At 48.4% G+C, this 25,310-nt stretch carries 20 protein-coding genes and 1 pseudogene; all 21 read right to left on the bottom strand.

Annotation, left to right across the window (positions count from 1 at the left end; all coding sequences use genetic code 11):
- Positions 1–145 precede the first annotated feature (145 nt).
- Complete coding sequence (locus tag PJI16_18165; GenBank protein ID MDT3779492.1) at positions 146–2,050, bottom strand: chemotaxis protein CheA; 1,905 nt, start codon at positions 2,048–2,050, stop codon at positions 146–148.
- 88 nt (positions 2,051–2,138) lie between these two features.
- Positions 2,139–2,780 (bottom strand): protein phosphatase CheZ, encoded by a 642-nt coding sequence (locus PJI16_18160; protein MDT3779491.1) that lies wholly within the window; start codon positions 2,778–2,780, stop codon positions 2,139–2,141.
- Positions 2,781–2,825: 45 nt separating this feature from the next.
- Entirely contained in the window at positions 2,826–3,227 is a 402-nt protein-coding gene (locus PJI16_18155) for a chemotaxis response regulator CheY (protein MDT3779490.1), read from the bottom strand.
- A gap of 610 nt (positions 3,228–3,837) precedes the next feature.
- Positions 3,838–3,996, bottom strand: a pseudogene (locus tag PJI16_18150) (helix-turn-helix domain-containing protein).
- Between the two features lie 120 nt (positions 3,997–4,116).
- A complete protein-coding gene (locus PJI16_18145) occupies positions 4,117–7,107 on the bottom strand; it encodes an ATP-binding protein (protein MDT3779489.1) in 2,991 nt (996 codons plus the stop codon).
- A 48-nt stretch (positions 7,108–7,155) separates the two neighbouring features.
- Positions 7,156–8,424 (bottom strand): DUF3391 domain-containing protein, encoded by a 1,269-nt coding sequence (locus PJI16_18140; protein MDT3779488.1) that lies wholly within the window; start codon positions 8,422–8,424, stop codon positions 7,156–7,158.
- A 294-nt stretch (positions 8,425–8,718) separates the two neighbouring features.
- Positions 8,719–9,066 carry an STAS domain-containing protein gene (locus PJI16_18135; protein MDT3779487.1) on the bottom strand — a complete coding sequence of 116 codons (348 nt, stop codon included), beginning with the start codon at positions 9,064–9,066 and terminating at the stop codon, positions 8,719–8,721.
- A gap of 502 nt (positions 9,067–9,568) precedes the next feature.
- The gene (locus PJI16_18130) at positions 9,569–9,838 is read right to left on the bottom strand and encodes a hypothetical protein (protein ID MDT3779486.1); all 270 of its coding nucleotides are present in this window, start codon (positions 9,836–9,838) and stop codon (positions 9,569–9,571) included.
- 295 nt (positions 9,839–10,133) lie between these two features.
- Positions 10,134–11,201 carry a chemotaxis response regulator protein-glutamate methylesterase gene (locus PJI16_18125; GenBank protein MDT3779485.1) on the bottom strand — a complete coding sequence of 356 codons (1,068 nt, stop codon included), beginning with the start codon at positions 11,199–11,201 and terminating at the stop codon, positions 10,134–10,136.
- A gap of 120 nt (positions 11,202–11,321) precedes the next feature.
- Positions 11,322–11,930 (bottom strand): chemoreceptor glutamine deamidase CheD, encoded by a 609-nt coding sequence (locus tag PJI16_18120; protein MDT3779484.1) that lies wholly within the window; start codon positions 11,928–11,930, stop codon positions 11,322–11,324.
- A 93-nt stretch (positions 11,931–12,023) separates the two neighbouring features.
- A complete protein-coding gene (locus PJI16_18115) occupies positions 12,024–12,863 on the bottom strand; it encodes a protein-glutamate O-methyltransferase (protein MDT3779483.1) in 840 nt (279 codons plus the stop codon).
- Positions 12,864–13,696: 833 nt separating this feature from the next.
- Positions 13,697–14,236 (bottom strand): DUF3365 domain-containing protein, encoded by a 540-nt coding sequence (locus PJI16_18110; GenBank protein MDT3779482.1) that lies wholly within the window; start codon positions 14,234–14,236, stop codon positions 13,697–13,699.
- Positions 14,237–14,438: 202 nt separating this feature from the next.
- A complete protein-coding gene (locus PJI16_18105) occupies positions 14,439–16,247 on the bottom strand; it encodes a methyl-accepting chemotaxis protein (GenBank protein ID MDT3779481.1) in 1,809 nt (602 codons plus the stop codon).
- Between the two features lie 188 nt (positions 16,248–16,435).
- Positions 16,436–18,673, bottom strand: a complete 2,238-nt coding sequence (locus tag PJI16_18100; GenBank protein ID MDT3779480.1) for a methyl-accepting chemotaxis protein — start codon at positions 18,671–18,673, stop codon at positions 16,436–16,438.
- A gap of 77 nt (positions 18,674–18,750) precedes the next feature.
- Positions 18,751–19,266, bottom strand: coding sequence for a chemotaxis protein CheW (locus PJI16_18095; GenBank protein ID MDT3779479.1), 516 nt, complete (start codon positions 19,264–19,266; stop codon positions 18,751–18,753).
- A 160-nt stretch (positions 19,267–19,426) separates the two neighbouring features.
- Positions 19,427–21,532 (bottom strand): chemotaxis protein CheA, encoded by a 2,106-nt coding sequence (locus PJI16_18090; GenBank protein MDT3779478.1) that lies wholly within the window; start codon positions 21,530–21,532, stop codon positions 19,427–19,429.
- Positions 21,522–21,953 carry a four helix bundle protein gene (locus PJI16_18085; GenBank protein MDT3779477.1) on the bottom strand — a complete coding sequence of 144 codons (432 nt, stop codon included), beginning with the start codon at positions 21,951–21,953 and terminating at the stop codon, positions 21,522–21,524. The genes PJI16_18090 and PJI16_18085 overlap by 11 nt, the downstream gene beginning before the upstream one ends.
- A 50-nt stretch (positions 21,954–22,003) precedes the next feature.
- Positions 22,004–22,375, bottom strand: a complete 372-nt coding sequence (locus tag PJI16_18080; GenBank protein ID MDT3779476.1) for a response regulator — start codon at positions 22,373–22,375, stop codon at positions 22,004–22,006.
- 155 nt (positions 22,376–22,530) lie between these two features.
- The gene (locus PJI16_18075) at positions 22,531–23,667 is read right to left on the bottom strand and encodes a methyl-accepting chemotaxis protein (GenBank protein ID MDT3779475.1); all 1,137 of its coding nucleotides are present in this window, start codon (positions 23,665–23,667) and stop codon (positions 22,531–22,533) included.
- Positions 23,668–23,724: 57 nt separating this feature from the next.
- On the bottom strand, positions 23,725–24,021 hold the full coding sequence (locus PJI16_18070; GenBank protein ID MDT3779474.1) for an STAS domain-containing protein: 297 nt from the start codon (positions 24,019–24,021) through the stop codon (positions 23,725–23,727).
- 323 nt (positions 24,022–24,344) lie between these two features.
- Positions 24,345–25,259, bottom strand: a complete 915-nt coding sequence (locus PJI16_18065) for a response regulator (GenBank protein ID MDT3779473.1) — start codon at positions 25,257–25,259, stop codon at positions 24,345–24,347.
- Between the last annotated feature and the right edge of the window lie 51 nt (positions 25,260–25,310).

Below are 25,310 nucleotides of genomic sequence, written 5' to 3'. Positions count from 1 at the left end.
CTCATCCTTCCACTTACCAAACGGAGCACAGATCAGCCTTCTCTATAGTTCCACCGCTGTTCTCATGCCTGTCGGGATAAAGACCCAGGCAGTCTAGTCAGCCCTACTCACTTACCCTAGGCCTCACGCTTCACTGTTTTAAACATTAGCGCATACCCGTATACGTTGAAGTCTGCACTTCCCGTACTAAATCGGCCATATCCAAAATCAGGACCACTTTGCCATCTCCGGTAATGGTCGCCCCCGCCACGCACTTCACGTTGGCCAAAAATTCCCCCAAAGACTTAATCACGACTTCCTCTTGTGCCCGCAAACGATTCACCACAACTCCAAACTGTTGTTCACCAATCTTCACAACTACGACATAGCATTCAACACCAGTCCGGTCCCGGGGAATATGAAAGGTTTCCCCAAGGTCCAGGAGAGGAAGAATGCGTTCTCGGAGATTCAATACCGCCTGTCCATTGATACTTTTAATTTCATCCTTGGTGACTTTGACGGCCTCAACTACGGAAGCCAGCGGGATGGCAAATGTGGCACATTCCACCTCGACCATTAGTGCTTGAATAATGGCCACGGTCAGTGGAAGCTTGATCGTCACGCGACTCCCCTGACCGGGATCAGAATCTAACTCCAAACTCCCATTCATGCGACTGATATTGGTACGAACCACATCCATACCCACCCCACGACCGGACACATCACTCACCTGGTCCGCCGTACTAAACCCTGGAAGAAATATTAGATTCATGATTTCCCGAGGGCTCATGACTTCCAATTCCGCTTGAGCCACCAAGCCTTTTTCGAGAGCTTTTTCAGCGATTTTCTCAACTTGTAACCCCCGACCATTATCTTCCACCCGAATAACAATACTGTTCCCTTCCTGCTGGGCTGACAGTCGCACATAGCCTTCGGAACCTTTACCGTGTTGCTTACGGTCCGCAGCAGTTTCCAAGCCATGATCCATCGAATTCCTCACCAAATGGACCAACGGATCACTTAATTCGTCCGCCACGGACTTGTCGACTTCAGTATCTTCCCCCAGTAATTCCAAACGCACTTGCTTACCTAACTTACCGGCCAAATCCCGAACCAATCTTGGGAATCGGGAAAACACCTTGCGAATAGGAACCATCCGTGTTTTCATAACCGCCAATTGCAAATCGGAGGTCACCAGATTCAGTTGCGCCAACGTCACGTTTAATTCCCGGAGGGCAGGACTGGTCTCGTCTTTCTCCTCCAGCCCATTCCCCAATTTAATAAGACGATTACGATTCAAAACCAGCTCCCCCACCAGATTCATAACATGATCCAAGCGTTTGGTTTCGACTCGAACGGTCTGGTCCTCTTCTCTACCACCTGATGCCTTGCCGGCCGGAGCATTCGCGGCTTGAACGGTTCGAGTCGTGGCTTCTTTCATTTTATTTAATACATCAGATAACCCGACTGGGCAGTCAGAAGCTCCTGCTGATTCCGCCACATCCTCAATCCCGGCGGGTACATCATGCTGCGGGGCTTCACGCAAAGAAGACCAGGAAGAGGTTTCAGGAGGCACTACCACAGGAGAAAGCATCGTTTCTGCCGGAGGTGGAGAAGGGGCTGAGGTGACTGTGTCCTTCTCGGCCTTATGGGGAGGTGAGACGGACAGCATCAGATCCTCGGCGCTATCCATGGTTAACGCCAATTTATTCACAATGCCAAAGGTCTCGACATGAGAATCTTCTCCGGTCTCCCGAATATCAGACTGGAGCATTTTCACCGCATCCACTGCTTCCAAAATAATGTCGATAATGAACGGAGAAACCGACATTTCCCCCTGTCTCAGTTTGTTCAACAAACTCTCGGCTTGATGCGCCACTTCAACCAAATGGGTAAACCCCAAAAATCCGGCCGATCCTTTCATACTGTGCATACACCGGAAAATTTCGTTAAGCAGTTCGCTGTTGGAAGGCTCCGTTTCAAGTTTTACGAAATGTTGGTCAAGGGCTTCCAGCATTTCCGAGCTTTCCGCTAAAAAGTCGTTGAGTATTTCTTTCATTTCGTCATTCATCCATCACCTGTTCTCAGCTCCTAGACTTTTCTCTTCCATCCCATCCCCCACCCTGAGACATCGGGTTTGAAGGTTCGTGTATAGGGAATTAGGACATTCCGTATTCAGACATGATGTTATCCACCAGGTCTTGTTGAAGGGCCGTAGTTTTTGAGGATTCCAACTGACGCAGCATTTCATACCCCCGTCCCTCACCCGATGCTCCGGTCTCACCTTTTTGTTGTTGAATTCCAAAAATTACCACCAACTTTAATAATTTATGTTGAATTTCATTTAAAATCGCCACGAGCTTTGCCACGCGTTGGGCTACGAGATCCTGGAAAGACAACGCTACATGGATATTTAACAATCTACCTTCATCAGCCTTCACCATGACCAAAATTGCATCAAGATCCTTGACGGCCCTCCCGGCCACATTGGCACGCAATTGTTCCAAATGATGTTGGATCCCCTCCCGGTTCCGTTCCAATTCCTCTGTTAGGCTGAGAACCTTATGCGTTCCGTCCTCCGTCATTTTTGCAAGATCATACAAATGTGATGTGGCTTGAGGCAGTTGATCTGAGGTGGAGGTCACAGGAGATTCCATTTCCCGAATGGTTTTGGTAATTACTTCCACGTACTTGGCCAATTCCTCCATTTCTGCATTAATGGAACGTTTTTCATTCAAAACCTCCTCGGGCATCTCTCCATCGCCTGGCACCTCGGTCTCAATCATCCGATCCACGAGCATAAGAATCTCCTTTATATCGTCATATTCGGAAGATGTTCTGCCCCGCTATGACGTTTTGGCCGGCTGAACATTTGCAAATATTTTTTCTAATTTTCCTTGCAAGACTTCCGCGGTAAATGGCTTAACGACGTAGTTACTGACCCCGGCTTGGACTGCTTCGATTAAATTTTCCTTTTGCGCCTCAGCAGTCACCATTAAAAACGGGAGCGTTTTTAATTCTGCATCGCTTCGAACCGCCCGCAAAAGCTCAATACCTTGCATCACCGGCATATTCCAATCCGACACCACCAAACCAAAACCACCGCCCTTCAATTTCGTCAAAGCATCCTGCCCGTTTTCGGCTTCCATGATGTCCGAAAAGCCGATTTGACGTAACACATTTTTGACAATCCGACGCATGGTAGACATATCGTCCACCACCAACACTTTCATCCCGGTATCAATCATGATGCGCTCCTTACGCCTTGGTCCATAAAACCCCAGGCAATGTGGGTATTCCCATTAAAGAATCATCTTGAATTCGTTGATATTCTTATTATCCTGTACTAACCTGGCCTATTCGAAATTCGGTTTTCTTCTCTTGTTTCTTTAGCCGTCCTTATAAAATTTCACATCTCGGCTTTCCTTCTTTCATCAGACCATCTTGGTAGATTGCCCATGTCGTAGACTATCGATAATGTATTTTTAAGTTTTCGGGACCGGAACCTTGATTGAAGTCCATTTCCCCTGGTCTTAAAACCTAAGACCTTAAACAATATTCGAGAACTCAGGATTGAATTGCTTTGGACAGACAAGGTTAGGAGGGAAGAGGAAGTTTTATCTCGTGCGACGGAAAAGCCATGAACGATAACGCCTCTGACCACGTTCAAAGATCAGGGATACACTCACTTGCTCATTCCGGGGCATCTTGCCCTCAGAATATGAGCAAGGAATTCATGTGGCGTCTGGCCTATCCTCCAGGAAGAAAGTCACGGGCCACCTGCGGAAGTTAATTCAAACTAAACCTGTCCCGAGCCGCCGGTTGGGGCCCAGCACCAACCATCACGGACTCTCCTCCAGCATTTTGTACCCAGGCTTCAATTTCCTCCCGAACAAAACGCCAGTGTTTCCCAACTTTATGCCCTGGGAGTCGACGTTCTCTCGCTAGCTTGTAGATTGTCGATTTTGGGACTTTCAAGAACGTCGATACTTCACTTAAGGTCAGCAAATCTTTCATTGTGGCACCCTCATTAGAGTTTGGTCAGTAATGTGTGTGATATCGGACTAATCATGTGAAAACTTGAGACTTCTTCTTAGATAGTAGGAAATTGTGCTCTCTTCACCTACCGATCCCGGCTTACGAAACATGGTCATTCCGTGTTCCGCCCTCAGCGAAAGAGATAGTTTGGGAAGACCGTCCCTCCTTTTCTCCTTGAACAAAAATCAAACGTTCAAATACACAAATTAGCTGTTTAACCCTCTGCTCTAATTGGATGACCGCTGAATGAAGAAGCGAAAATGTTGCCGAGACAGCCCTGCATTCAAGTTGTTCAGCTTCTTTCCATTCTGACATGGCATGTACCGCACCCAGCGCCCCTTTCATTTGATGAGCCAGTCTTTGAAGCTCTGAGCGATTTTGCATGTGAATAGCTTGATGCAACCCTTTGATCAAATCCGGTGTTGTGACCTTAAATATGTGAAACAAGGAATACAGCAACCCCTCATCTCCCTCCAGGGCGTGCAAAGCGGCTGAGACGTCATAGAGCGTTCTGTCCTCAGGGAACTCGGAGGGATTTCCTGCATGGTGTTCCCGATCTAAGTCTCTAGTGGCAACCGAAAAAGTTCCTTTCCGATCAGTCTTGTTATCTGTCTTCGATGAGGACGGATCTATGACACCTCCAGGAACAAACCCTACCCATTTCCTGAGTATTCGTTCAAAGTCTCGTAAATGAACCGGCTTAAAAAGACAATCATCCATGCCATTCTCCAGGCATTGTTGTCCATGCTCAGAAAGCACATGGGCTGTCATCCCGACAATGGGAATATGGTGAACCGGAGGAAACGCCGGCCCATAATGGCGATGCCAATAGGCCGATGTATGGAGAAATGCTCCAGCATGTTCCAATTCCCGAATATGCTGAGTGATGGCCAGTCCATCCATGTCGGGAAGTTCCCAGTCCATCAGAATGCAATCCACATCTGTGGATTGCAACAATGTCAAAGCTTGGGACCCCGTGTCCACGATCGTCACTTGACATCCGAGTTTCCCTAACATCCCCGCTGCGACCCGTTGATTGACGGGATTATCCTCCACAACCAACACCGAAGGTCCTGCCTGTTTATGGAAAAGTGGTGATTCTAACACCTCAAGCGTCCCCTGCACTTTCTCAACGGAAAGCCGCTCAGGGGGTCTTGGTATATCTGACGGTCCAGGATCGTCCATTTCGCCAAATATGCATTGAAAAAATTGCTTCCGGTGTAAGGGAAGCGTGATCATCCCATCAAACCCCAAGCTTTTTTCTTCATCATCCTTGCCATACCAAAACGGCTTAAGACCCAAAACTTTGACATCGTGAAACAGCGAAAAAAAACGCATTCGTCCAACCCATTCCCGAACAGCCGCTTTCTCCAGACGATTACTGAGAATAACCCCTGCGACGTGACGTTCTGATTCGTGGACACTTTCGAACAGGATGTTCGCCTGTTGAAGGCTCTCTATCTGCACAACCTTGACACGCACTTCCTGAAGAAGTTGTCCCATCACCCACCCAGACGATTGTTGAGGACCGATCACCCAGACCTCTTTGCCAGCAACGGATCTGACGTCAGGGCGTGGCGCATGTATAGTCCGTGATGCCCGACAGGGAATATCACACCAAAATGTCGATCCCTGATCGGGTTGACTACTCACCCCGACAGTCCCGTGCATCAACTCAGCTAATTGTTTGCAAATCGCTAACCCTAAACCGGACCCCCCGAATTTTCGGCTCATGGAGCTATCCGCCTGGGTAAACACGTGAAAAATTTTTTCCTGAACCTCCTCGGACACACCAAGGCCGGTGTCTTGGGTCGACAATCGAACCCACAACTGAGTCTCTTCGCCTGACTCACCGGAACGATCATTCAGCCCATGCAGGGAACCATTACACGCAGGATTCGCTGGATGAATCAGAGAACCGCGCAGCAAAACTGATCCCTCCATCGTAAATTTCAGGGCATTTGAAAGATAATTACATAGAATTTGTCGCAAACGGTGAGGATCGCCAAACAGTTCGAAGGGCACATCCGGATCGACATAGGCTGCCAAATCCAGACCCTTTCGATGGGCCCGCTCTGAAAACAGATCGACGACCTCTTCAAATAGAGACGTCAAATCGAATCCAATGCTTTCCAATACCAATTGACCGGATTCAAGTTTGGAAAAATCTAAAATATCATTAATGATGGTAAGCAACCCCTCACCAGACATACGGATAATGTTGACACATTCCTGTTGCTCTTTATCGAGAGATGACGCAAGCAAGACCTCCGCCATACCAATCACTCCGTTTAAGGGCGTGCGAATTTCATGACTCATCACAGCCAGGAATGCGGCCTTGGCTCGAGTAGCAGATTCAGCCTTAATTAACGCATGATCCAGTTCATGATTTTTTGCTTCCAAGGTATCCGCAAAGGCCGACATTTCTGCTGCGGCTCGCTTTGGCTCGGTGATATCCATGCCATATCCGCGAAGTAATCCCAAATCCGCATGGGGAGCAAATGTCCAGGAATATTGCCTCTCCCCAACACTCACTTCGTAATGCATCTCTAGATGTTTTTGTGACAAACAACGTCTAGCCAAATCCAAAAACCGATCCGGCAAAGCCGTGGAAAAACCGTCCTGACCGATATGGGCTTCTTCCATCAGGCGAACCATAGCGGGATTGGCATACAGAAGTTGCCCCGCCGCATCGACTTCAATCACGGGGAAGGGATTTTCCTTTGGAATGGACGCTAATCGGCGTGTCTCTTCGGTCAATTTCATTTCTGAACTGAGATCTCGAAACATCAACAGGTATCCCGAAGCCTCCACGTCATCTACCACAAGCCCTTTCAATTCCACCCAACACCATGTCCCCTGCCGACTTCGCAAACGAGTCCGTGGAACCCATAGCATGGTTTTTTCCAGTAGTAATCCTGAAAGAGGGCAGATTTCTGTATGATTTTTCTCACAGGGGACCAGACATTCCAAAAGATCATGACACGAAACATTCGTGGGACAGGCGGCTCCCCACCCTAACAGACGTGAGCCGGCCAAATTCATATGTGTCAATAGACCATTCCGATCAACTAGACACACCCCGATCATCAGGCCATCCCACAGAGTCTGAAACAAAAGAGAATTTGCCCACATAAGTTATGACAGGATTTCTCGAAGGTTTATAGAAGAATCCGCAGAATCAAGTACTTTCGTAATCTTCACTTCATACTTTAATTCTGAAGGGATCCCTAAATTTCTTACTTCTGGCTTCTTAAGGATTTCGCCAGTGCAAGTCTTGATAATTTTAACCTGCGGTCTCACACTCATCTCAGGATTCTGTTTCACCACCACGGCATCCTCACCAGTGGAAAGTTGAACAACCGTGCCCACCGGATAGACCCCCAACACCCGAATCATGGCTTCGACAAACCGTGTCGGGAACTTCCCACTTTTGGCTTCTTGGTAGACTCGGCGGATTGCTAAAGCCACAGGAAATGATCCGGAGGAATTCCCGACAGCAAGCAACTCATCAACATAATCAGTGAGGCCCAATAAAGTCCCAGAATCAGAGACCGGGTTCCCCCCCATATCCGTGGAATATCCAGATCCGTCTAGATAAGCATGATGCTCCTGTACAATTTGAACGATTTCCTGAGAAAATTGCGATTTCTTATTAATCAGGGCCACACTCATATCGACATGTTGTTGCAACAACGAATAATCAATTCCAATGCTTCCCCACCGTGCCTGGACGACGTTGAGCGGAAGCCGCATATAGCCGACATCATGTAAAAGCGCGGCAACGGCGACCTGTTCAAGCTGATTGACCTCCCACCTAAGTTGAAGGCCAACCAGAATCGACAACAAGGCGGTATCGACAACATGCGAGTAAAGAGTGGGATCGAACTGTTCAAGATGCTCAATCAGGAGGATCTCGGCGACCACAGTAGGGTGAGCTAATGCCTTTTCAACCAATGCCTTGGCCGCCTCCTGCATAGCGACATGAGGAATGATCTGGCCGGTTTTGACGCCTTCGAACATGTCTTCCAAGGCTGCAATCGTATCTCCGCGCAACCGGATTAACCGTTCTTGATGTTCATCCTCCCTTCCATCCTTTCCTTCTGGAGCGTATGACCTGGGCGCTTGGCTGTATGGATCAGCCTGACTGGAAGACGTTTCTAGTTCCGGATGACACTCCTGGGTGTCCTCGACCGGAAAGGCTTCTGCATCGGGCGACACATCGAGACCCTTGGCAGTATCAATTTCGACTTCTTGAATTCCCGACTGACGCAATTGCTTCACATCGTGGGAGGATAGAAGTCGGCGATGACGAAAAAACGGCGACTTCCACCAGGAATCGAGGATTCGAACCAAATACATGCCTGCACATATCTGTGAACAGGCAAGACGCTTTCGAGTCGGCATAGATGAGGGCTCTCCGTAAGAAAGGTCTTTTTTTTATTATTGAATGGGGAAAGTCAGGAGCAGTCCTGTTCCCTCCCACCTTCGCCCTCCATCATACACTGGCATTCCCGACATTTTTCATCGGTAATACTCTTTTGCTTTTTCAGATAGATCCCCACTAACGACCGGCGGAGATGATGGGGAAATGTAGTCATTCCTTCCTTTCCTCTCACACTCATCTTTTATGTTCCACCATCCATATCTGGGTTCCATTGGTGAGAGAGAACATCAAGGTCGGAAAAAGATGAATATGGATTACACTCCTGATGGCACGACCGGCAATTGAGGTACCTCATCAATTGTCTGATAAATGGGAATCATTTTGGCGACATTGGCTAAATCCAAGACCTGACGAACATACGTTTGCGGGTTCACCAGACTAAAAGGAATTTTTCTACTTTTGAGTGTTTGATGGGCAATCACCAAAAGACCCAAGGCGGAACTATCCACAAAAGAGACCTGCCCAAAATCCAAGACTATCGGCGATCCCTCTTTCATTGCCTCATCTAAGCTGTCTTTGAAGGTTTTTTTTGCACCAAAGTCGAACCGCCCAGCCAAATGCATGACCACGGCTTTCTCAATTTTTTCTTGCGTGACATTCATAAACTCCTCCATGGTGTATGACAAGAATCCTTCTTGACAATCCTGTGATCATCCAATTCACCTTATCGGTGGGGGTTTACAAAGAATTAACCATTCCGGCTCTATCCTTTAAACCTTAGATTGCTTTTTTTTATCGACTACGAGACTAGAGATGATGCGGCCAAGTTGGCACCATACCGTCCTATGCACCCGGACTTTCTGACAATTCGAATCGAGACCAGCACGCAGTTTGTCCATATGTAGTGAGCAATCCATTCGAGGGAACCTGACGAACATTCTCCTGAGCCCACCGAAGAACATAGACAAAATCTATTGAAATATTAGGCCCTTCGAGTGAGGCAGTTTGAAAAGATTAGCCAAGACAAAGAACTAAGCCCTCCGTTAATCCGTCCTAACTGGGTACACTGAGGAACTGTTTACCGACACACGCTTGAAATGATCAGCACTGTGGATGTCGTTTTCGTGGCAAACAAATGAAATACCCATTAGACGCGAGAATGCCTCAAATACGCCGAAGAATGTCTTTTTTGGTCTTCATATCGAAATTCGCGATAACAGTTCGGATAAACACCAGATCCATCTTTAAAAGGACCAGCCATGAACCAGTAAGATTCATCTCCGGAAATTCGATCATATTCCGCACATCTTCACGAATCTGCCATTCCATCCACTGCCATGAAAAGTAGGTATTGAGGAAATGGAGGGAAAGACCTCGACTTACATCGAATGATCCATCCTGTCCACGTCCGATCATTTCCCGGGAAATATCGATGGCGAACAGACGAATATTTCAGGCCATCATTTCTGAAAAATGATGCAAAATCATTAAGAAAATTAAACAGGTTTCCTCTCTGCTGGAACTGACCCTGCATCAGATAGATAAACGCTTGGCGTCCCAATTGGCTTGAATCACTTCCGGCAGGATTCGTTCTTTTTGCGGAGACGGATCTAACAAAGGTCCTGAGGATTTTTTGTAGTCTTGTTTCAATTGAAGAAAAATCAAATAATAACCATCGGAAAGACAATCATGTTCATGCCTCAGTATCCGACATACCCATGAGGCCCCATTAACGGGGAGCCAACATTTTCAAATGAGCCAACATTGCCGAAGGAATATCGTTTAACGGAAGAATTTTGTCCACTCCTCCAGCCTTGATGGCTTCCTTGGGCATCCCAAAAACCACACACGATGCTTCATCCTGGGCAAAGTTATATGCTCCGGCCTGTTTCATTTCGAACATTCCCACAGCTCCGTCGCTCCCCATGCCGGTCAGAATAACCCCGAGACTATTCCCTCCGGCATACCGGGCGACCGATCGAAACATGACGTCCACGGAAGGACGAAATCGGTTAACCTGTGGCTCTTGATTAAGTGAGACATAATAGCGGGCCCCGCTCCGGCGAAGTTCCATATGATAATTACCCGGCGCCAACAAGGCCTGTCCAGGCATGACGCTGTCTCCTTCCCGAGCTTCTTTCACGTGAATCTGACACAGGTCATTTAACCGATTGGCAAACGATTTGGTAAATTGTTCCGGCATATGCTGCGTCATAATAATGGGTGGGGTATTCGGTGGAAGCACCTCCAATAATTCCCGGAGCGCTTCGGTCCCACCCGTAGACGCCCCGATAGCGATAATTGTGTCAGTAGTCTTAATCATTGCGGATTGGGCAGCCAGCAGTTTAATGCGTTCAGTACAGTCGGCCGGTGGGGTTCGGCTTTTCACGCTGGCCTGGGCCGCGATCTTGACTTTGCTTATAATTTGATGAGCTAAGTCCGACAAACCATGCTGAATATCCACCGTGGGCTTCGTCACAAAATCCACAGCACCGGCTTCCAAAGCCTGTAACGTGGTCGCCGCGCCTTGTTCAGTCAAGGAACTCACCATCACCACAGGCATAGGGCGCGCCGCCATGATTTTCTGCAAAAAGGTGAGTCCATCCATTTTAGGCATTTCCACATCCAGGGTCAGGACATCAGGATGAAGGATTTTCATCTTATCCCTGGCGACATACGGGTCAGGAGCGGTTCCAACCACTTCAATTTCAGGGTCTTGCGATAAAATCTCCGTCATAACATTCCGAATCAACGCCGAGTCATCAACAATTAACACACGGATTTTTTTCCCATTCATATTAATCCCCCTAATTCAGAAAAGAGCAAACAGTGAGGAATCAAGAGTAAAAAGCAAATGGTCTGTTCTCTCGACATTCCTCTCTCCTCACGCCTTACTCCATGTAATTCTCGTGTTTTCTTAAAAAAGTGTGACATCGGACTGCACAGGAGCATGTTGCAGTTTCCTTCGATACTGCCCCTCCTCTTGCGCAATTGCACTCGCCACCACACGGTCGAGCTTCTTCATGAGTACTTTCCCCGAATCGGTGAAATAGTACACCTTCCGAGGACAGACATCTCCGACATCCGCCTTAATAGGCGACAGACCTTCCTGTTCCAAAAAGGCAAGAGCCCAAGCGGCATTTTGAGCCCCAATATCAATGGTGCCATCATAAATTTTTCCCCCGCCAAAAACTTTCGCTTCAAGCCGCTCTTTTTTCCCGCCACGTTTAAAAATATCGTTCATCAGCATTTCCATGGCAAAACTCCCGTATCGTCCTGAATCCGCCCAATTATCGTGTCCTTCAGTGTTGGAGGGTGCGGCTAACATAAAATGATTCATCCCTCCCACGCCGGCTTCTGGATCCCGCAGACACACCGAGATACAGGATCCTAATACCGTATAAACAACTTTGGGTTCCCGGCTTACAAAATATTCACCTGGAAGAATGACGGCCACTTCGTAGGGGAAGCGGGTATCCTGCATCCGCCGAATATGTCCAAATTCCATCAATCCTGTAGATGACATAATTTCCTTAAAGTACGGAGACACCAGTCAGAAGCATGAGAAACGGGATGAATATTTCCATTTCGCCACTCCTCCCTACTTACCCTTCACCCCTTACGCCTCACTCTTCACGCTAACTGGTTTTTGATAAATGGTTGGGCGCAGATACGTAAATTGATGGTCGATCCACTGCAGACTTTCGGAATGCCCGATAAACAAATATCCACCAGGGCGGAGATATCGGAAAAACTTATCCATGAGTTTGGCTTGTGTGGGACGATCGAAATAAATCATCACATTTCGACAAAAAATCACATCCAGTTGACTGCGTATAGGAAATGTCGGATCCATCAAATTTATCCGTCGAAAGGTCACAAGGCGCGCGATCTGCGGGCGCACCTGTAGTTTCCCCTCTTGCGGACCTTTCCCACGGAGAAAATGCCGCATCACCAGATCATTGGGAAGTTGACTCACCCGCTCCTCCTCATAGATACCCGAGGAGGCCTTTGCCAGCACCCGCGTAGAAATATCCGAGGCGAGAATTTTGATGTCCCATCGATTGATATCGGCAATGGCATCGGACAAGGTCATGGCAATCGTATAGGGTTCTTCCCCGGAAGAAGACGCGGAAGACCAAATTCTCAAAGTCTTGGCCGATTGCATCTCTGGAAGAACCTGGTCGCGGAGAAAATCAAAATGCACAGGCTCCCGATAAAAATCAGTTTTATTCGTTGACACAAGATCCAACAACTTCATCAACTCTTCTTCTCCACCTTTCCCGCTCACGCAGTCGTAATAGGCCTGATAGGAGGAAAGCTGAAGATCCCGAAGCCGTTTTCCCAAACGAGAAACTAAGAGCGTTTTTTTAGGGACATCGAGGGTAATCCCGACCTGCTGATAAATTAAGTGTTTAAACTGTTCAAATTCTTTATCACTCAACGTTGTCGTCATCATATTGTCCTTTATCCTCAATTGATCCAAACCAAACAGGGAGGGGATTGATAGTGAGGAGTGAAAAGTAAGGAGTCAAAGAACACCTCACACCTCCCTTACGCCTTGCTTCTCACCATCCTGGAACCCATAAAGATCGGATTCCATGGACTATATAGAACGCTAAAAGGTTTTCCAGAAATTTCAATTGCATCATATGCCTGAGGAAGACGATGCCAAGTGACCCTCCCCACATCCACCAAACTCCACTCCATTTCCAAGCTTCCGGAGTTCAAGTACTGTATTGGTGGTTCCCAATCCTATCGTGATCCCCGCGGAGTCCGTATACACACGAGGATTCGGCATATTCTTGGGCCCAACATTGCCAGACTGTTCCGTACAACTATTCATGTCCGACATTCAATTAATTGGTGACTTTTGACTCAAGAGCTACCATACCGAGGAAAATCATCAGCAGTTTCTCCTGCACCCAAAAAGAGCAAGATTGTGGGCGGTGGTCTTACCGACCAGAGCCCAATTCGAAAAATTACTTTTTTCAACCATATTCTCTGTTGAAAGTTTTCAACTCCAGGGAATCAATGAAGTGAAGAAAATTGGAAGGATACAAGAATCAAATTTTTTCATGTGGCATGCGACGTTGGCCTATTGGTTTTACCACTCACCCTTCAGTCTCACTTCTTTTTCCTTTTCCATTTCATGTTATCGGCACACCTATGACCGAATGTAAGGACCGGAGGTAATTAAAAAAATGGAAGCCCGGGGTGGGAATAAAAAAGGCGAGGAAGGTAGTGATACCTTCCCCGCCTTTCCTCAAGACGATTAGTCTTACAACGAAATTATTTCAGTCTGACAACAATGGCTCCCATAAAATCACCCTTTTTCCAATCTTTTTTGGTAGTTTTAGGGTGCTTGTTATGGCAATCAGCACAACTATCAGCGATAGCATAATCGGCCGACATACCGACGGTCACTCCACCATCTTCTCCCACGATCACTTTTTCTTTCCCCTTGGCTAATTCTGCTAACATTTCTTTTTCTTTTGCGCTCTTGGGTGCATTGGAAGCATACAAGGGCTCAGTTCCCACCAAGGACAAATCAAATTCTTTTAATTCCTTTCCGAGCTCTTTCACGAATTGAGCTGGGAGCATCATAGCGTGGTCATCCTTCACCCAATTTTCATCAGGTTTCATGCCACCTTTGCCCGCATCGGCCACCACACCTTTGACGTACACCGTTCTGGCAGCTTTAGCCGTGGCCAGGATGTACTTCGCCGCCAAATCCTTAGCCGCGTCTGCGGCTTGGCCCACCGGTACAACCAGGGCCAATCCCATCATGAAGACGACAAACATCATTGCGAATGCAGCCCATCTTCTCATAACAACCCTCCTCCTGTGAGTGTTGAAAATATGATATGAACGGATTAGATGCCCTGGTTCGGGACTGTAGATTATCCGACATAACCAGGAACAGTCAATTAAATTTACGAAAGGAGAAAAGGCAGGAGTAAGGAGCGGAAGAAAATCCCAAAAAGATTTTCCCCACGCTCCTTACCATTAATGATTTACGACTTACTGGTGTCTAAAATTCTTCGAAAAAATCATCCCCGGCCTTTTTATGCCCGTTGGTCCCCGAACTTCCAACACCCACAGCGACCTCTTTTTTAGTTGGGGAATGTTTTCCCTGAGCTTTACCATTCATAGACGAGGCCGAACGAGAATATTGAGACCCCGTTCCGCTGATTGATTGAGTGTGAACAGATGAGCCGGTTTTCGCCACAGGCTCAGAACGTTGCCCCGCGAATTCAGTCTGGACTTTGAAAAACTCGACCTGACGCAACAGATCCTCAGCCTGTTGGGCCATTGACTGGGATGCTGAAGTCGCCTGTTCCACCAAGGCTGCATTTTGCTGCGTGCCCTGATCCATCTGCATCACAGCCTTATTCACTTGATCAATCCCCGCCGCCTGTTCCTGGGAAGCGGCACTGATTTCTGAAATAATGTCCGTGACCCGTTTGACCGAGTTCACAATCTCGGCCAGCGTCTGACCCGAGCGATTGACCAACTCACTGCCACCGCCAACTTTTTGCACCGATTCGTTGATCAGCGTCTTAATCTCCTTGGCCGCCGTGGCTGAGCGTTGTGCCAGATTTCGCACTTCTGAGGCCACCACCGCAAAACCCCGACCCTGCTCGCCCGCTCTTGCTGCTTCCACCGCGGCATTCAAAGCTAAGAGATTTGTTTGAAACGCGATTTCATCTATCACATTAATAATATCGGCAATTTTTTTGCTGCTCTTATTAATCTCATCCATGGCCTCTACGGCCTTGTCCGTGACCGCGCCACCCTTCTCCGCCACTTCCCGAGCGGCCACCGCCAATTGGTTCGCCTGTTTGGCGTTATCCGCATTTTGTTTAATGGTAGAGGTCATCTCTTCCATGGACGCACTGGTTTCTTCTAGGGCTCCTGCTTGCGCCGAGGTTCGCCCGGCGAGATCGGAGGTTCCTGCATTAATCTCGGAAGTCCCTGTCGTAATTCCGGAAACAGCGGTTTTTACAGACCCGATTACTTCACTCACCCGGTCAAACATCATATTAAACGATTCACTGGTTCGACCGATTTCATCCTGACTGTTCACGCTGGCCCGACCAGTGAGATCTCCTTCCTTGGCTCGCTCCGCCATGGACTCCAGACTCTTCATCGGCTTGACCACCAGCTTCGCAATCATCAGATACAACAGCCCCATCATCAACACACCTACGGCCAGTATCCCCATATACATATTGCTGAGATTCCCTTGTAATTGTGCCGCGGGACCATCCATGGGAATTTGTACCGACACCGCTCCTAACATCTCCCCAATTTTTTTACCCTCATGACAGCCTATACAGGCCTGGGTCGTCGCCAGATCCGGGGTCGCACGCCGGAACATCATTTTCCCATTCACGGTATCGTTTTTGGTAAATTCCTTTTGGCCCGCAGATAGGGCAGCTAGAGCCTCTTTCTCAAAGGCATCTTGCGGAGCATTTTTGGGATTCAGGGGAGAGAGACTCACGATCCGGGCATTAAAGACCCCTTCCTCAGCCAATAGTTCAGAGGTTTCACGGGCAAATGTGGCGGGAAAGGGAACCGTATCGGGAGCACTATGATCAACACCCATGTTCATCCCAGCCGCTTTGGCTTTCACCACAAACTCTTTGGTCACATAGGCACGAGTGACCTCAATTTGTTTTTGAACAATAAACGCCTGATCGGACAAGACCCGTTCAAGATCGGAATGCAATTGCTGTCCGAGCAAATACGCTCCCCCTGCAAGTAAACTTGAAAAGACCACCATAATAGTCATCACCACCTTTGGACCGATGCCTATTGAGTTCCATACTTTACCCATGCGACCTCCTATCTTATTTGATAAATAAACAAACTTGCCTGCCTCAATGTCCCGCGTAAGGGGTGAACCGTAAGGCGTAGGATGGATCCCCCCTACCAACCGGCCGGGATGCCCGAAAATGCAACGCCATCAGTCTCCCTCTTTTCTGTCATTTCGTCTCTCCCCTCACGATTGACCCGTCACGTCTTCTAAAACTCTTCAAAAAAATCATCCTGACGTTGACGGCGGTCATGGCCATTCGAACTGCCCACGCCAACCGGTTGAGTCTTCGCCGTGGCCTTTGGAGGGAGGACACCCTTCACTGAATGTAAAGGCTTACTCATGGCGGAGGAATTATTGCCACTTGAAAGCGCAACCTTGGCTCCCGATCCGGGTTGTGTCCCTGCAACCCGTTTTTGTTCTGTATCTTCTAATTTAAAAAATGCGACTTGATTCAACAGTTCAGTCGCTTGCTGCTTCATGGATTGGGAAGCCGACGTAGCTTCCTCTACCAAGGCCGCATTCTGCTGCGTGCCCTGATCCATCTGCATCACCGACTTGTTCACCTGATCGATCCCCGCAGCCTGCTCCTGGGAGGCCGCACTGATTTCCGAAATAATATCCGTGACTCGTTTAACCGAATTCACAATCTCGCCCAGCGTCTGGCCCGAGCGATTCACTAACTCGCTGCCGTCACCAACTTTTTGCACCGATTCATTGATCAGTGTCTTGATCTCCTTGGCAGCCGAGGCCGAACGTTGTGCCAGATTTCGCACTTCCGAGGCCACCACAGCAAAACCCCGGCCTTGTTCACCTGCGCGTGCAGCTTCCACGGCAGCATTGAGTGCCAAAAGGTTTGTCTGAAACGCGATTTCGTCAATCACGTTAATAATATCCGCGATCTTCTTGCTGCTCTTATTAATCTCATCCATGGCCACCACAGCCTTGTCCGTGACCGCGCCACCCTTCTCTGCCACTTCCCGCGCGGCCACCGCTAATTGGTTGGCCTGCTTGGCGTTATCGGCATTTTGCTTGATGGTGGACGTCATCTCTTCCATCGACGCGCTGGTCTCCTCCAAGGCGCCTGCCTGAGCCGAGGTGCGTTGCGAGAGATCTTCATTACCTTGGGTGATTTCACCTGATGCGATAGAGACATGTTCCGCAGCCTGGCGGACTTCCGATACCACTCTCACCAAATTATCCAACATGACATTCATCGCCTTGCCCATGGTTCCCAATTCATCATTGGACATCACGGTGACCCGCCGACTCAAATCTCCATCGGCCGCCCGTTGAGCCACTTCGCTAATTTGAACCAGATTATTTGCCCCACGACGACCAACCCACAATCCAACGACCAAAATCAGAACCAGACAAATAATGGCGGTAATGGTTAAATCTCGATTAAATGCAATGGCCGCAGCAGTGGCTTCGGCTTTAGGAACTCTCACCAGGACGGACCAATTCATCCCCGGATAGCCTAAGGCGCCCTTCAGATGGGTATAGCCACCCATTTGCCAGATGTTCTTCTCATCATGGAGGGCTAATTGATAGCCTGTTTTTCCAGCAACGGCGAATTTTGCCGTTTCTACTCCATTGTCTGCCAGATTGAGTTTAAACAACGTCTTTTCAAAATCATGGGTCATGTCCTCTGTGCCTTGATTGGAGGGATCAAAATCCACGATGACCTGCCCCTTATCTCCGAGCAGAGAAATTTCCGACCCCATCCATCCGGCCCCTTTAAGCTCTTGATAAGCGGATTGCACGATTTCTTCCACCAAAGAAAATTTGACCCGATTGGTCCAATACCCGATCAAATCGCCATCCACATACACCGGAGCAGAAAAACCCAAGGTCAACCCGTCATCTCCCAAATACACCGACTTCACATCTTCATCGACATGAACGTCTTCAATGTAGGTCCCGGTCGCCGTATCATTGCCGGGGCTCGTAAAGGGTTGTCTTGTGGTAAATTCTTTCGCTTCCACCGCCTTAAACCAGGGAGCGTCCGTATATTTTTTTGAATAAATTGCCGTGGTGTCGATCGGATTCCCTTTGGCATCCTTTGAGTTCACAGCCATGACATCTCCAGCAGGATCTACCAATATCGTCAAATAATAAATTCCGGAAGTCGCGACATATTGATTCATGGCACTCGCTATCGCATTATTCTCCTTGCTGTACCAATGGTAGCGCTCACCCACGATCCTATTAAGACCAAAGGATTGAGGATCCCCATACCGTTCGAATAAATTACGGTCGATTTTATCTCCAATGGTCTCAGCCATCGCTTGCACGCGCAGTCCGGCGGCTGTTTCCATTTCCCCCGTAGCGGAAGCCCCTAAATACCCCACCGCGGCCATCGGCACTATGCCAAAGATGGCGAACAACACCACCAACTTGGTTGCGATTCCCAAACGGAAAATTTTGTTCACCATCCTGTTCATAAAAGCCTCGCTGATTTCCTTGAAATTGTTAAAGGCCTCTGGCCTCCTGGACCATCCATGGCCTATGTCGATTCGGGTCAGGCATGGACTTCAGCTTTTTCTTCCACATCTTGAATCTTCCCCACTACGGTGACTTCCTCCTCCGTGAGAACCCGATCAATGTCCAACAGAGTCACTAAGCGATCCTGGGCACTACCAATGCCGGCGATAAACGTGACATCGACTGAGGTACCCATGTCCGGAGGGGCCTGGATATCCTTGGCATTCATATCCAACACATCGGAAACCGCATCAACCAGAAACCCCATCACACGATTCCGGACATTGACGACAACAACCACGGTAAACGAAGTGGGTTCGGTCACCCCCATGCCGAATTTCATCCGAAGATCCACAATGGGTACAATGGTGCCACGAAGGTTGAGCACTCCTTTGAGGAAATCCGGGGTATTGGGGATCCTGGTTACCGTGGTGTATCCCTTGATCTCCTGTACTTTCAGAATATCTACTCCGTAATATTCATCAGCCAGATTAAAGGTCAGATATTGTTGATCGTCGCTGGCATACGTCGTTCGAATCGAGCGTTGCTCCATCGGTTCAGCCGTTGCGGTGGTCATGGTTAGACTCCTTTGTTTTGTACGTCATGGTTTTGGCTCAACACATATATTATTTTGTCTTGAAACGTGTGAAGTATAAGGCGCATAACAAACTTCACAACTTCAGTGCCCTTTGTCCTTTTCCCCTCACGGTCTCTTATGCCGCCGCGATGTGCCCAACCCTTGCCAATTTGGCTAACCCCGGCACATCCAAGATCAAGGCTACTTGCCCGTCCCCAAGAATTGTGGCTCCGGAAATAGCCTCAACCTTTCGGAAATTTTGCTCCAAACTCTTAATAACTACTTGTTGCTGTCCTGTCAGTTCATCCACCAACACGGCCAATCGCCGACCATCGGCTTCCACGATCACCAACAAGGCTTGTGAAGGATCAGTAAAATCCGGCGTGAGGTTAAAAGCCTCATAAAGTTTGACCACAGGCACCCATTCTCCTCGAAGACTGACCACCTCACCCTTCCCCACAATCCGTTGCAATTCATTGGGTTTAGGCCGAATGGACTCGGTGACCGCAATAAGCGGTATGATGTAGTTATCCTGACCGACCCGGACAGTCATCCCATCAATAATGGCCAGCGTGAGCGGCAATTTCAACGTAAGACGAGAACCCTTGCCCATCGTGCTCTGAATGTCCACCGACCCACCAAGCCCTTCGATATTCCGCTTCACCACATCCATGCCTACCCCTCGACCTGACACATCGGTAATACTCTCGGCGGTCGAAAAACCCGGACGAAAAATCAGTTGATACACCGCCTCATCCGACATATTGCTTCCATCGGCAATGATCCCTTTTTCAACCGCTTTTTTAATGATTTTTTCCCGATTCAATCCTCGCCCGTCATCTTCCACGGCGACACAAATATTCCCGCCATCATGATAGGCATGGAGTCGAATCGTTCCACGGGCCGACTTGCCTTGTGACAACCGGTCTTCGGGTAGCTCCAATCCATGATCGGCCGAATTGCGAACCAGATGGGTGAGCGGATCGCCAATCGCCTCAATCAGCGTTTTATCCAATTCCGTTTCCTCGCCGGACATGACTAATTGGATCTGCTTACCACTTTTGCCTGCGAGATCCCGAACTAACCGTGGGAACCGGTGGAACGCACTGCCGATCGGCATCATCCGAATGGACATGACCCGTTCTTGAATCTCTCGGGTATTGCGTTCCAATTGGGTAATACGTTCCTGGAGAACGGGGAGCTGATCGATGGAGAACTTCTCGCTGAGATCCGTAATCATCGATTGAGTAATCACTAATTCTCCGACCAAATTGATCAACTTGTCGATTTTTTCCGTATCGACCCGAATGGATGCCACTTCATTCTTTTTCAATTGCTGCTGCTTTTGAAGGGCCTTATCGACTTGTTGAGGAGACGCCTTTTTCTCTTCCACCAGAATTTCGCCAAGAGGCTTTTGCTTGGCCAGACTTTCGGTTACTTGCTCCGGGGTCACCACCCCTTCTTCTACCAGAATATCCCCCACCCGTTTATAGCGTTCTGCCTGTTTCGGAGCACGATCAATGATGGTCAATTCACTCCCGTCCCGTACAAATGCGAACACCTCTTCGACCTGACCGATAGATGCATCGGTTTCCAATTCCACGGTCCAACTGAGATAACAACGTTCCGGATCGAGAGTTTCCAAGGGAGGAAGACCATCAGTTCTTACTTGCAGCACTTTCACCAGGCCCAACTCATGAAGTTCTTTGAAAATCTGAGCCGGATCCATTCCTCGCTGAAATAATTCAGGTAAGGGACTCCAATCAATTTGGATCATTCGCCAAGCCGCCGTTTGAGGGGGAGAACTCTTGGGAGCAGTTTTTGAGGAAGACTCCTCATGTGCATGGGCAGTCGATCCCTTCTGACAGGCTTCCAGTTCAGCTTCTACGACCTGAATGGCTGTCTCATCTGCCGACTCACCCCCTTGCGCCGCATCCAACAGACTTTTCAAGCCGTCCAACCCCCGCAACAGCACATCGATGGCATGAGGGGTCACCGGCATTTTCTCATTCCGGAGATCATCCAGAATGTTTTCCATTTTGTGAGTCAACCCGGCAATGGCGGTAAAATGAAACATCCCCGCGTTACCTTTAATCGAATGGGCACCCCGAAAAATTCTATTTAGTAAGTCCAGGTCTTTCGGACGTTGCTCTAACGCCAACAAACCGGATTCTATGGTTTCCACATGTTCTGCGGATTCAGTAAAAAACGACTCTTGAAAACGTGAGAGATCAACCGCCATTATTCGACTCCTTTGCGAATGTACTGAGGATTTTTCTTTCGTGAAGGATAACGCGTGAAGGGCGGGACGATTGTTGATGCCGGTTTAAACCACTCGGCATCTTATCCATTCGGCTCATTGCATTCTCAAGCTCATCCCCATTCTTTTTCTGTAACCACCCAAGTCGCTTGGCAATTCCCAGTTGAGTATCCGGTTTGGTTCCCAACCTCTGAAAAACGTGAAAATACTGAATGCATTCTGTTGATGTCTGCCCCGCCGCACCTTCCGCGATATGACTGGAAATACGGACTACAGTTCCCAGTATTTGATTGGTAGCCCAAAATCTCTTTTGGTCAGGATAAGTTTTTGATCTTCTGTACTCATTAGCCACAAGTGGCTGTGCCACATTCCATAGATTCAATGTTTTGTGTGAATTTTTCAAATTTCACATCAACTTTCGCTTTACGTTTCCCGCCTTAGGCTTCATGTCTCCTACCCTGGCAATACTTTTTTAATCGTGGCTAACATTTGTTCTGGGTTAAACGGCTTCACGACCCACCCAGTTGCTCCTGCACTTTGGCCTTCCTTCTTTTTGTCCTCAGATGATTCGGTGGTTAACATCAGAATCGGGGTGAATTTATGGGCGGGCATCCCTCTAACTGCCTTTATCAAAGAAATTCCATCCATGTTCGGCATATTCAGATCCGTAATCACCAAATTCGGCTTTGCCCCACCATTGAGTTTATCCACGGCTTCTTTCCCGTCTCCAGCCTCAACCACTTCGTAGCCGGCACCGGTCAGCGTAAAGCTCACCATTTGACGCATTGAGACGGAATCGTCCACAACTAAAACAGTCTTGCCCATAGCATTCCCTCACTCTGGTTCTGTGTATTTCATTATTAACCCTGTACGATCACCACTGTTCGTTCGGCTTCTACCCAATTTTTCGTATGGCGTCAGGAGTGGGACGGAAGAAAAATACCCACCTTTTTACGCCTGACCCTCCACACCTAACTTCTTCAGAATAATGTGATGTTGTCCCCTCCATCAGACCCGGTTCCGACCATCACCGTCCCTTGCCCCGATCTGGCAGCCTCCATGGTGAGGCGTTCAGACTCCATCGTATAGGTGTGTTCGAGATTCCGGATTTCTTCAAGCACTTGGGGCATCATGTCTATTCCTTCAGTATCGTTGACCACCGCTTGAAGCGGCGCATGAATTCGCTCCAATGGTTGGTAGACATGTTCCAACTTTTGGCGGGTGATATCTTGAAACTGCATGGACATCACAATTTGTCCGATATCCTTTCCAAGTTCTTTGGTTCGCCCCGAATTGTGTCCAACGCTCTTTTTTAGGGCATCATTTTTTTGACCCATAATCTTGATCATCTCCAGAACTTTGTTCTGAGCCTCAACCGTTTTCGATAAGTCTAATGAGGCCAGCACCTGGAGTTCCGACATTGCGGATTCGGTTGTACCTTTGACCGTCGTCGCAAGAGTTCGAATTTGCTCTGAGGCTTGAGCAGACCGATTCGCCAATTTCGTCACTTCGTCCGCTACCACGGCAAACCCTCGGCCATGCTCTCCCGCCCGTGCGGCTTCGATCGCCGCATTGAGTGCTAACAATCGTGTTTGATCAGCAATGAATTCGACCTCTTCCACCACCTCTGAAATTCGAGAGGTGGTTTCCAAGGCTTGCTCCATCACGCTAACCGTTGCGAGCGTCACCGTGGTCGTCTGTGTGACTTGGTTGACGAACATTTCTATGGTCTTTTGTGTGTCATGAAGAATCCGATCGACGGTATAGTCATCATTCCCGCCATGCCCCTCGGCCATATTTAATAGCGCTTCGGTTTCCTCTACCTGCTCCCTGGCATTCCGTGAAATTGCCTGAAATCGCTGAATCAAGCCGTCGGCTGCTTGTCCCGTTTCTTGAATGACCGCTTTAATCTGTCCCACAAATACCGGAAACACCGGGGCCAAACATTGGCAAAAGGCCTTCCAGTTCTCCAGCCAGCGGCGCTGGGCCTGAATACCTTCCTGAAGTTGCATTTCCAACATGTGGATACGCGTCTGGCGGCTTTTGACGCCCAAGGCATATCCGATCCCTGTTCCGACCATCACTACACACATCCATACGATCCAATCACCATTCACACGTCACCTCATTTTGAATCTCGATGATTATCGATTGCATAATTTATTGGCTCTGTATTACGACTCCTGGGTGGGGAGAAACTGTGCAAATCCAATTTGCTCAAACTTGTCACGAATACGACTGGAATACCCTTGCACGGATACCCGCCCGGATCGGGTCGCTGCCACCATCAGCTGTACACAGGAGGAATCCATACAAGTCACCCCGCTTAAATCAATTTTGAGGGGCCCTTCCTGTTGATGCAAGGCCACCAGATCGGCATGAAATTGAGCTGCTTCAAAAATGGTGAGATCGCCCAGAGGACTGAGAATCGACTCATCAGGAATCGTTGGCATGACTTGACATTCTTCCATGTTATCCTCTCATCTCTCGGGGAAAAAACGTGAATATTCAGACGACTCTCCTGGCCTGATGCTTTAGTTTCCCGCCTGAGCGCCTTTGACATGGTCAGAAACAAACAGGGGACAAACAGGACTATCGGAACCCAAAGGACCCTACTTTAGAAAGACTCCACATTCCTTTATTGTGGCCACAACCCGCAGTGAAAGAAGATAGGAAAAAAGAATGTCCGAAAGACAAAATCATTTTTTCCGCATTCCTTACTTTCACGCTTTACTCCTCATGCCTTTTCCAATTGGTGAGCCTTCCCGGAGGTTTCAGAGCCAATTGAGATACATTACTCGCCGATCGGCGTGTCTGTTTTGATGACACACACGACTTGATTGCCTTTCCCCCGATACTCAACTCGTGAGAAACTTAAGGCTTTGGCCATCGCAATACCCCGTCCGTGACTTTCCAAAATCCGGTCGGGGTTGATCTGTTCATACCTCCGCCAGTCGAAGCCGGAACCCTGGTCGGTTATTGTCACCCGGATGCAATCCAAGCATCGTTCAAACAGTACGTCGACCACTTTATGGACGTACTCAGGAAGTCCCACCCGATATTGAATTTCTTCCTCCCAGGTTCCACTTGCCTGAAGAGCGGTTTTTTCATCGAACCCGATTCCCAAATTTCCGTGCTCCACTCCATTCATCAGCAATTCATTCAATCCGAACACGACTTTTTCTGAATTGGGACAGGCTCGCCCCAACAAGAAGGCGAGATCATAGGCCTCTTCCATGGTTCGAACGTGGAAACGGCCTTGCTGTAATAATTCAATAATCCGGGACTGCTGGCTAAGATTTCGGAATATCCGTTTCCATTTCAACCCCTCTTCCACCGCTGCGTTCACAATCCGCAATAACAACGGTTGGTCAAAGGGCTTGATCAGATAAAAAAAGACCCCCGCTTCAATCCCTTCGCATATTTCCTGGGGGGATCCCGCTGCGGTTTGCATCACAACCGGAAGCCATTGGAGGTGTTCCTCGCGTTTCACATGCAACAACAGATCAAGGCCACTCATCCCCGGCATCATTCGATCCAGAACCATGGCATGGAACCCTTGTTGATCCTGTTGTAATTGCGCTAAGGCCTCTTCGCCGTTATGCGCTTGAACAAGTTCATAGGGTTCATCCTTAAGACATTCAACAAGGACATCCAGGTTTGACTCATCGTCGTCTACTAATAAGATACGGGAAAATGTGTTTTTCATGTGTGTGCGCTCGACAACGACCAAACGTGAGGGGTGAGGGTGAATTAACTC

This window comes from Nitrospira sp. MA-1 (assembly GCA_032139905.1).
Classification (GTDB): Bacteria; Nitrospirota; Nitrospiria; order Nitrospirales; family UBA8639; genus Nitrospira_E.
Note: the sequence above shows the minus strand (reverse complement) of the source record. Positions and strands in the feature narration are given on the sequence as shown.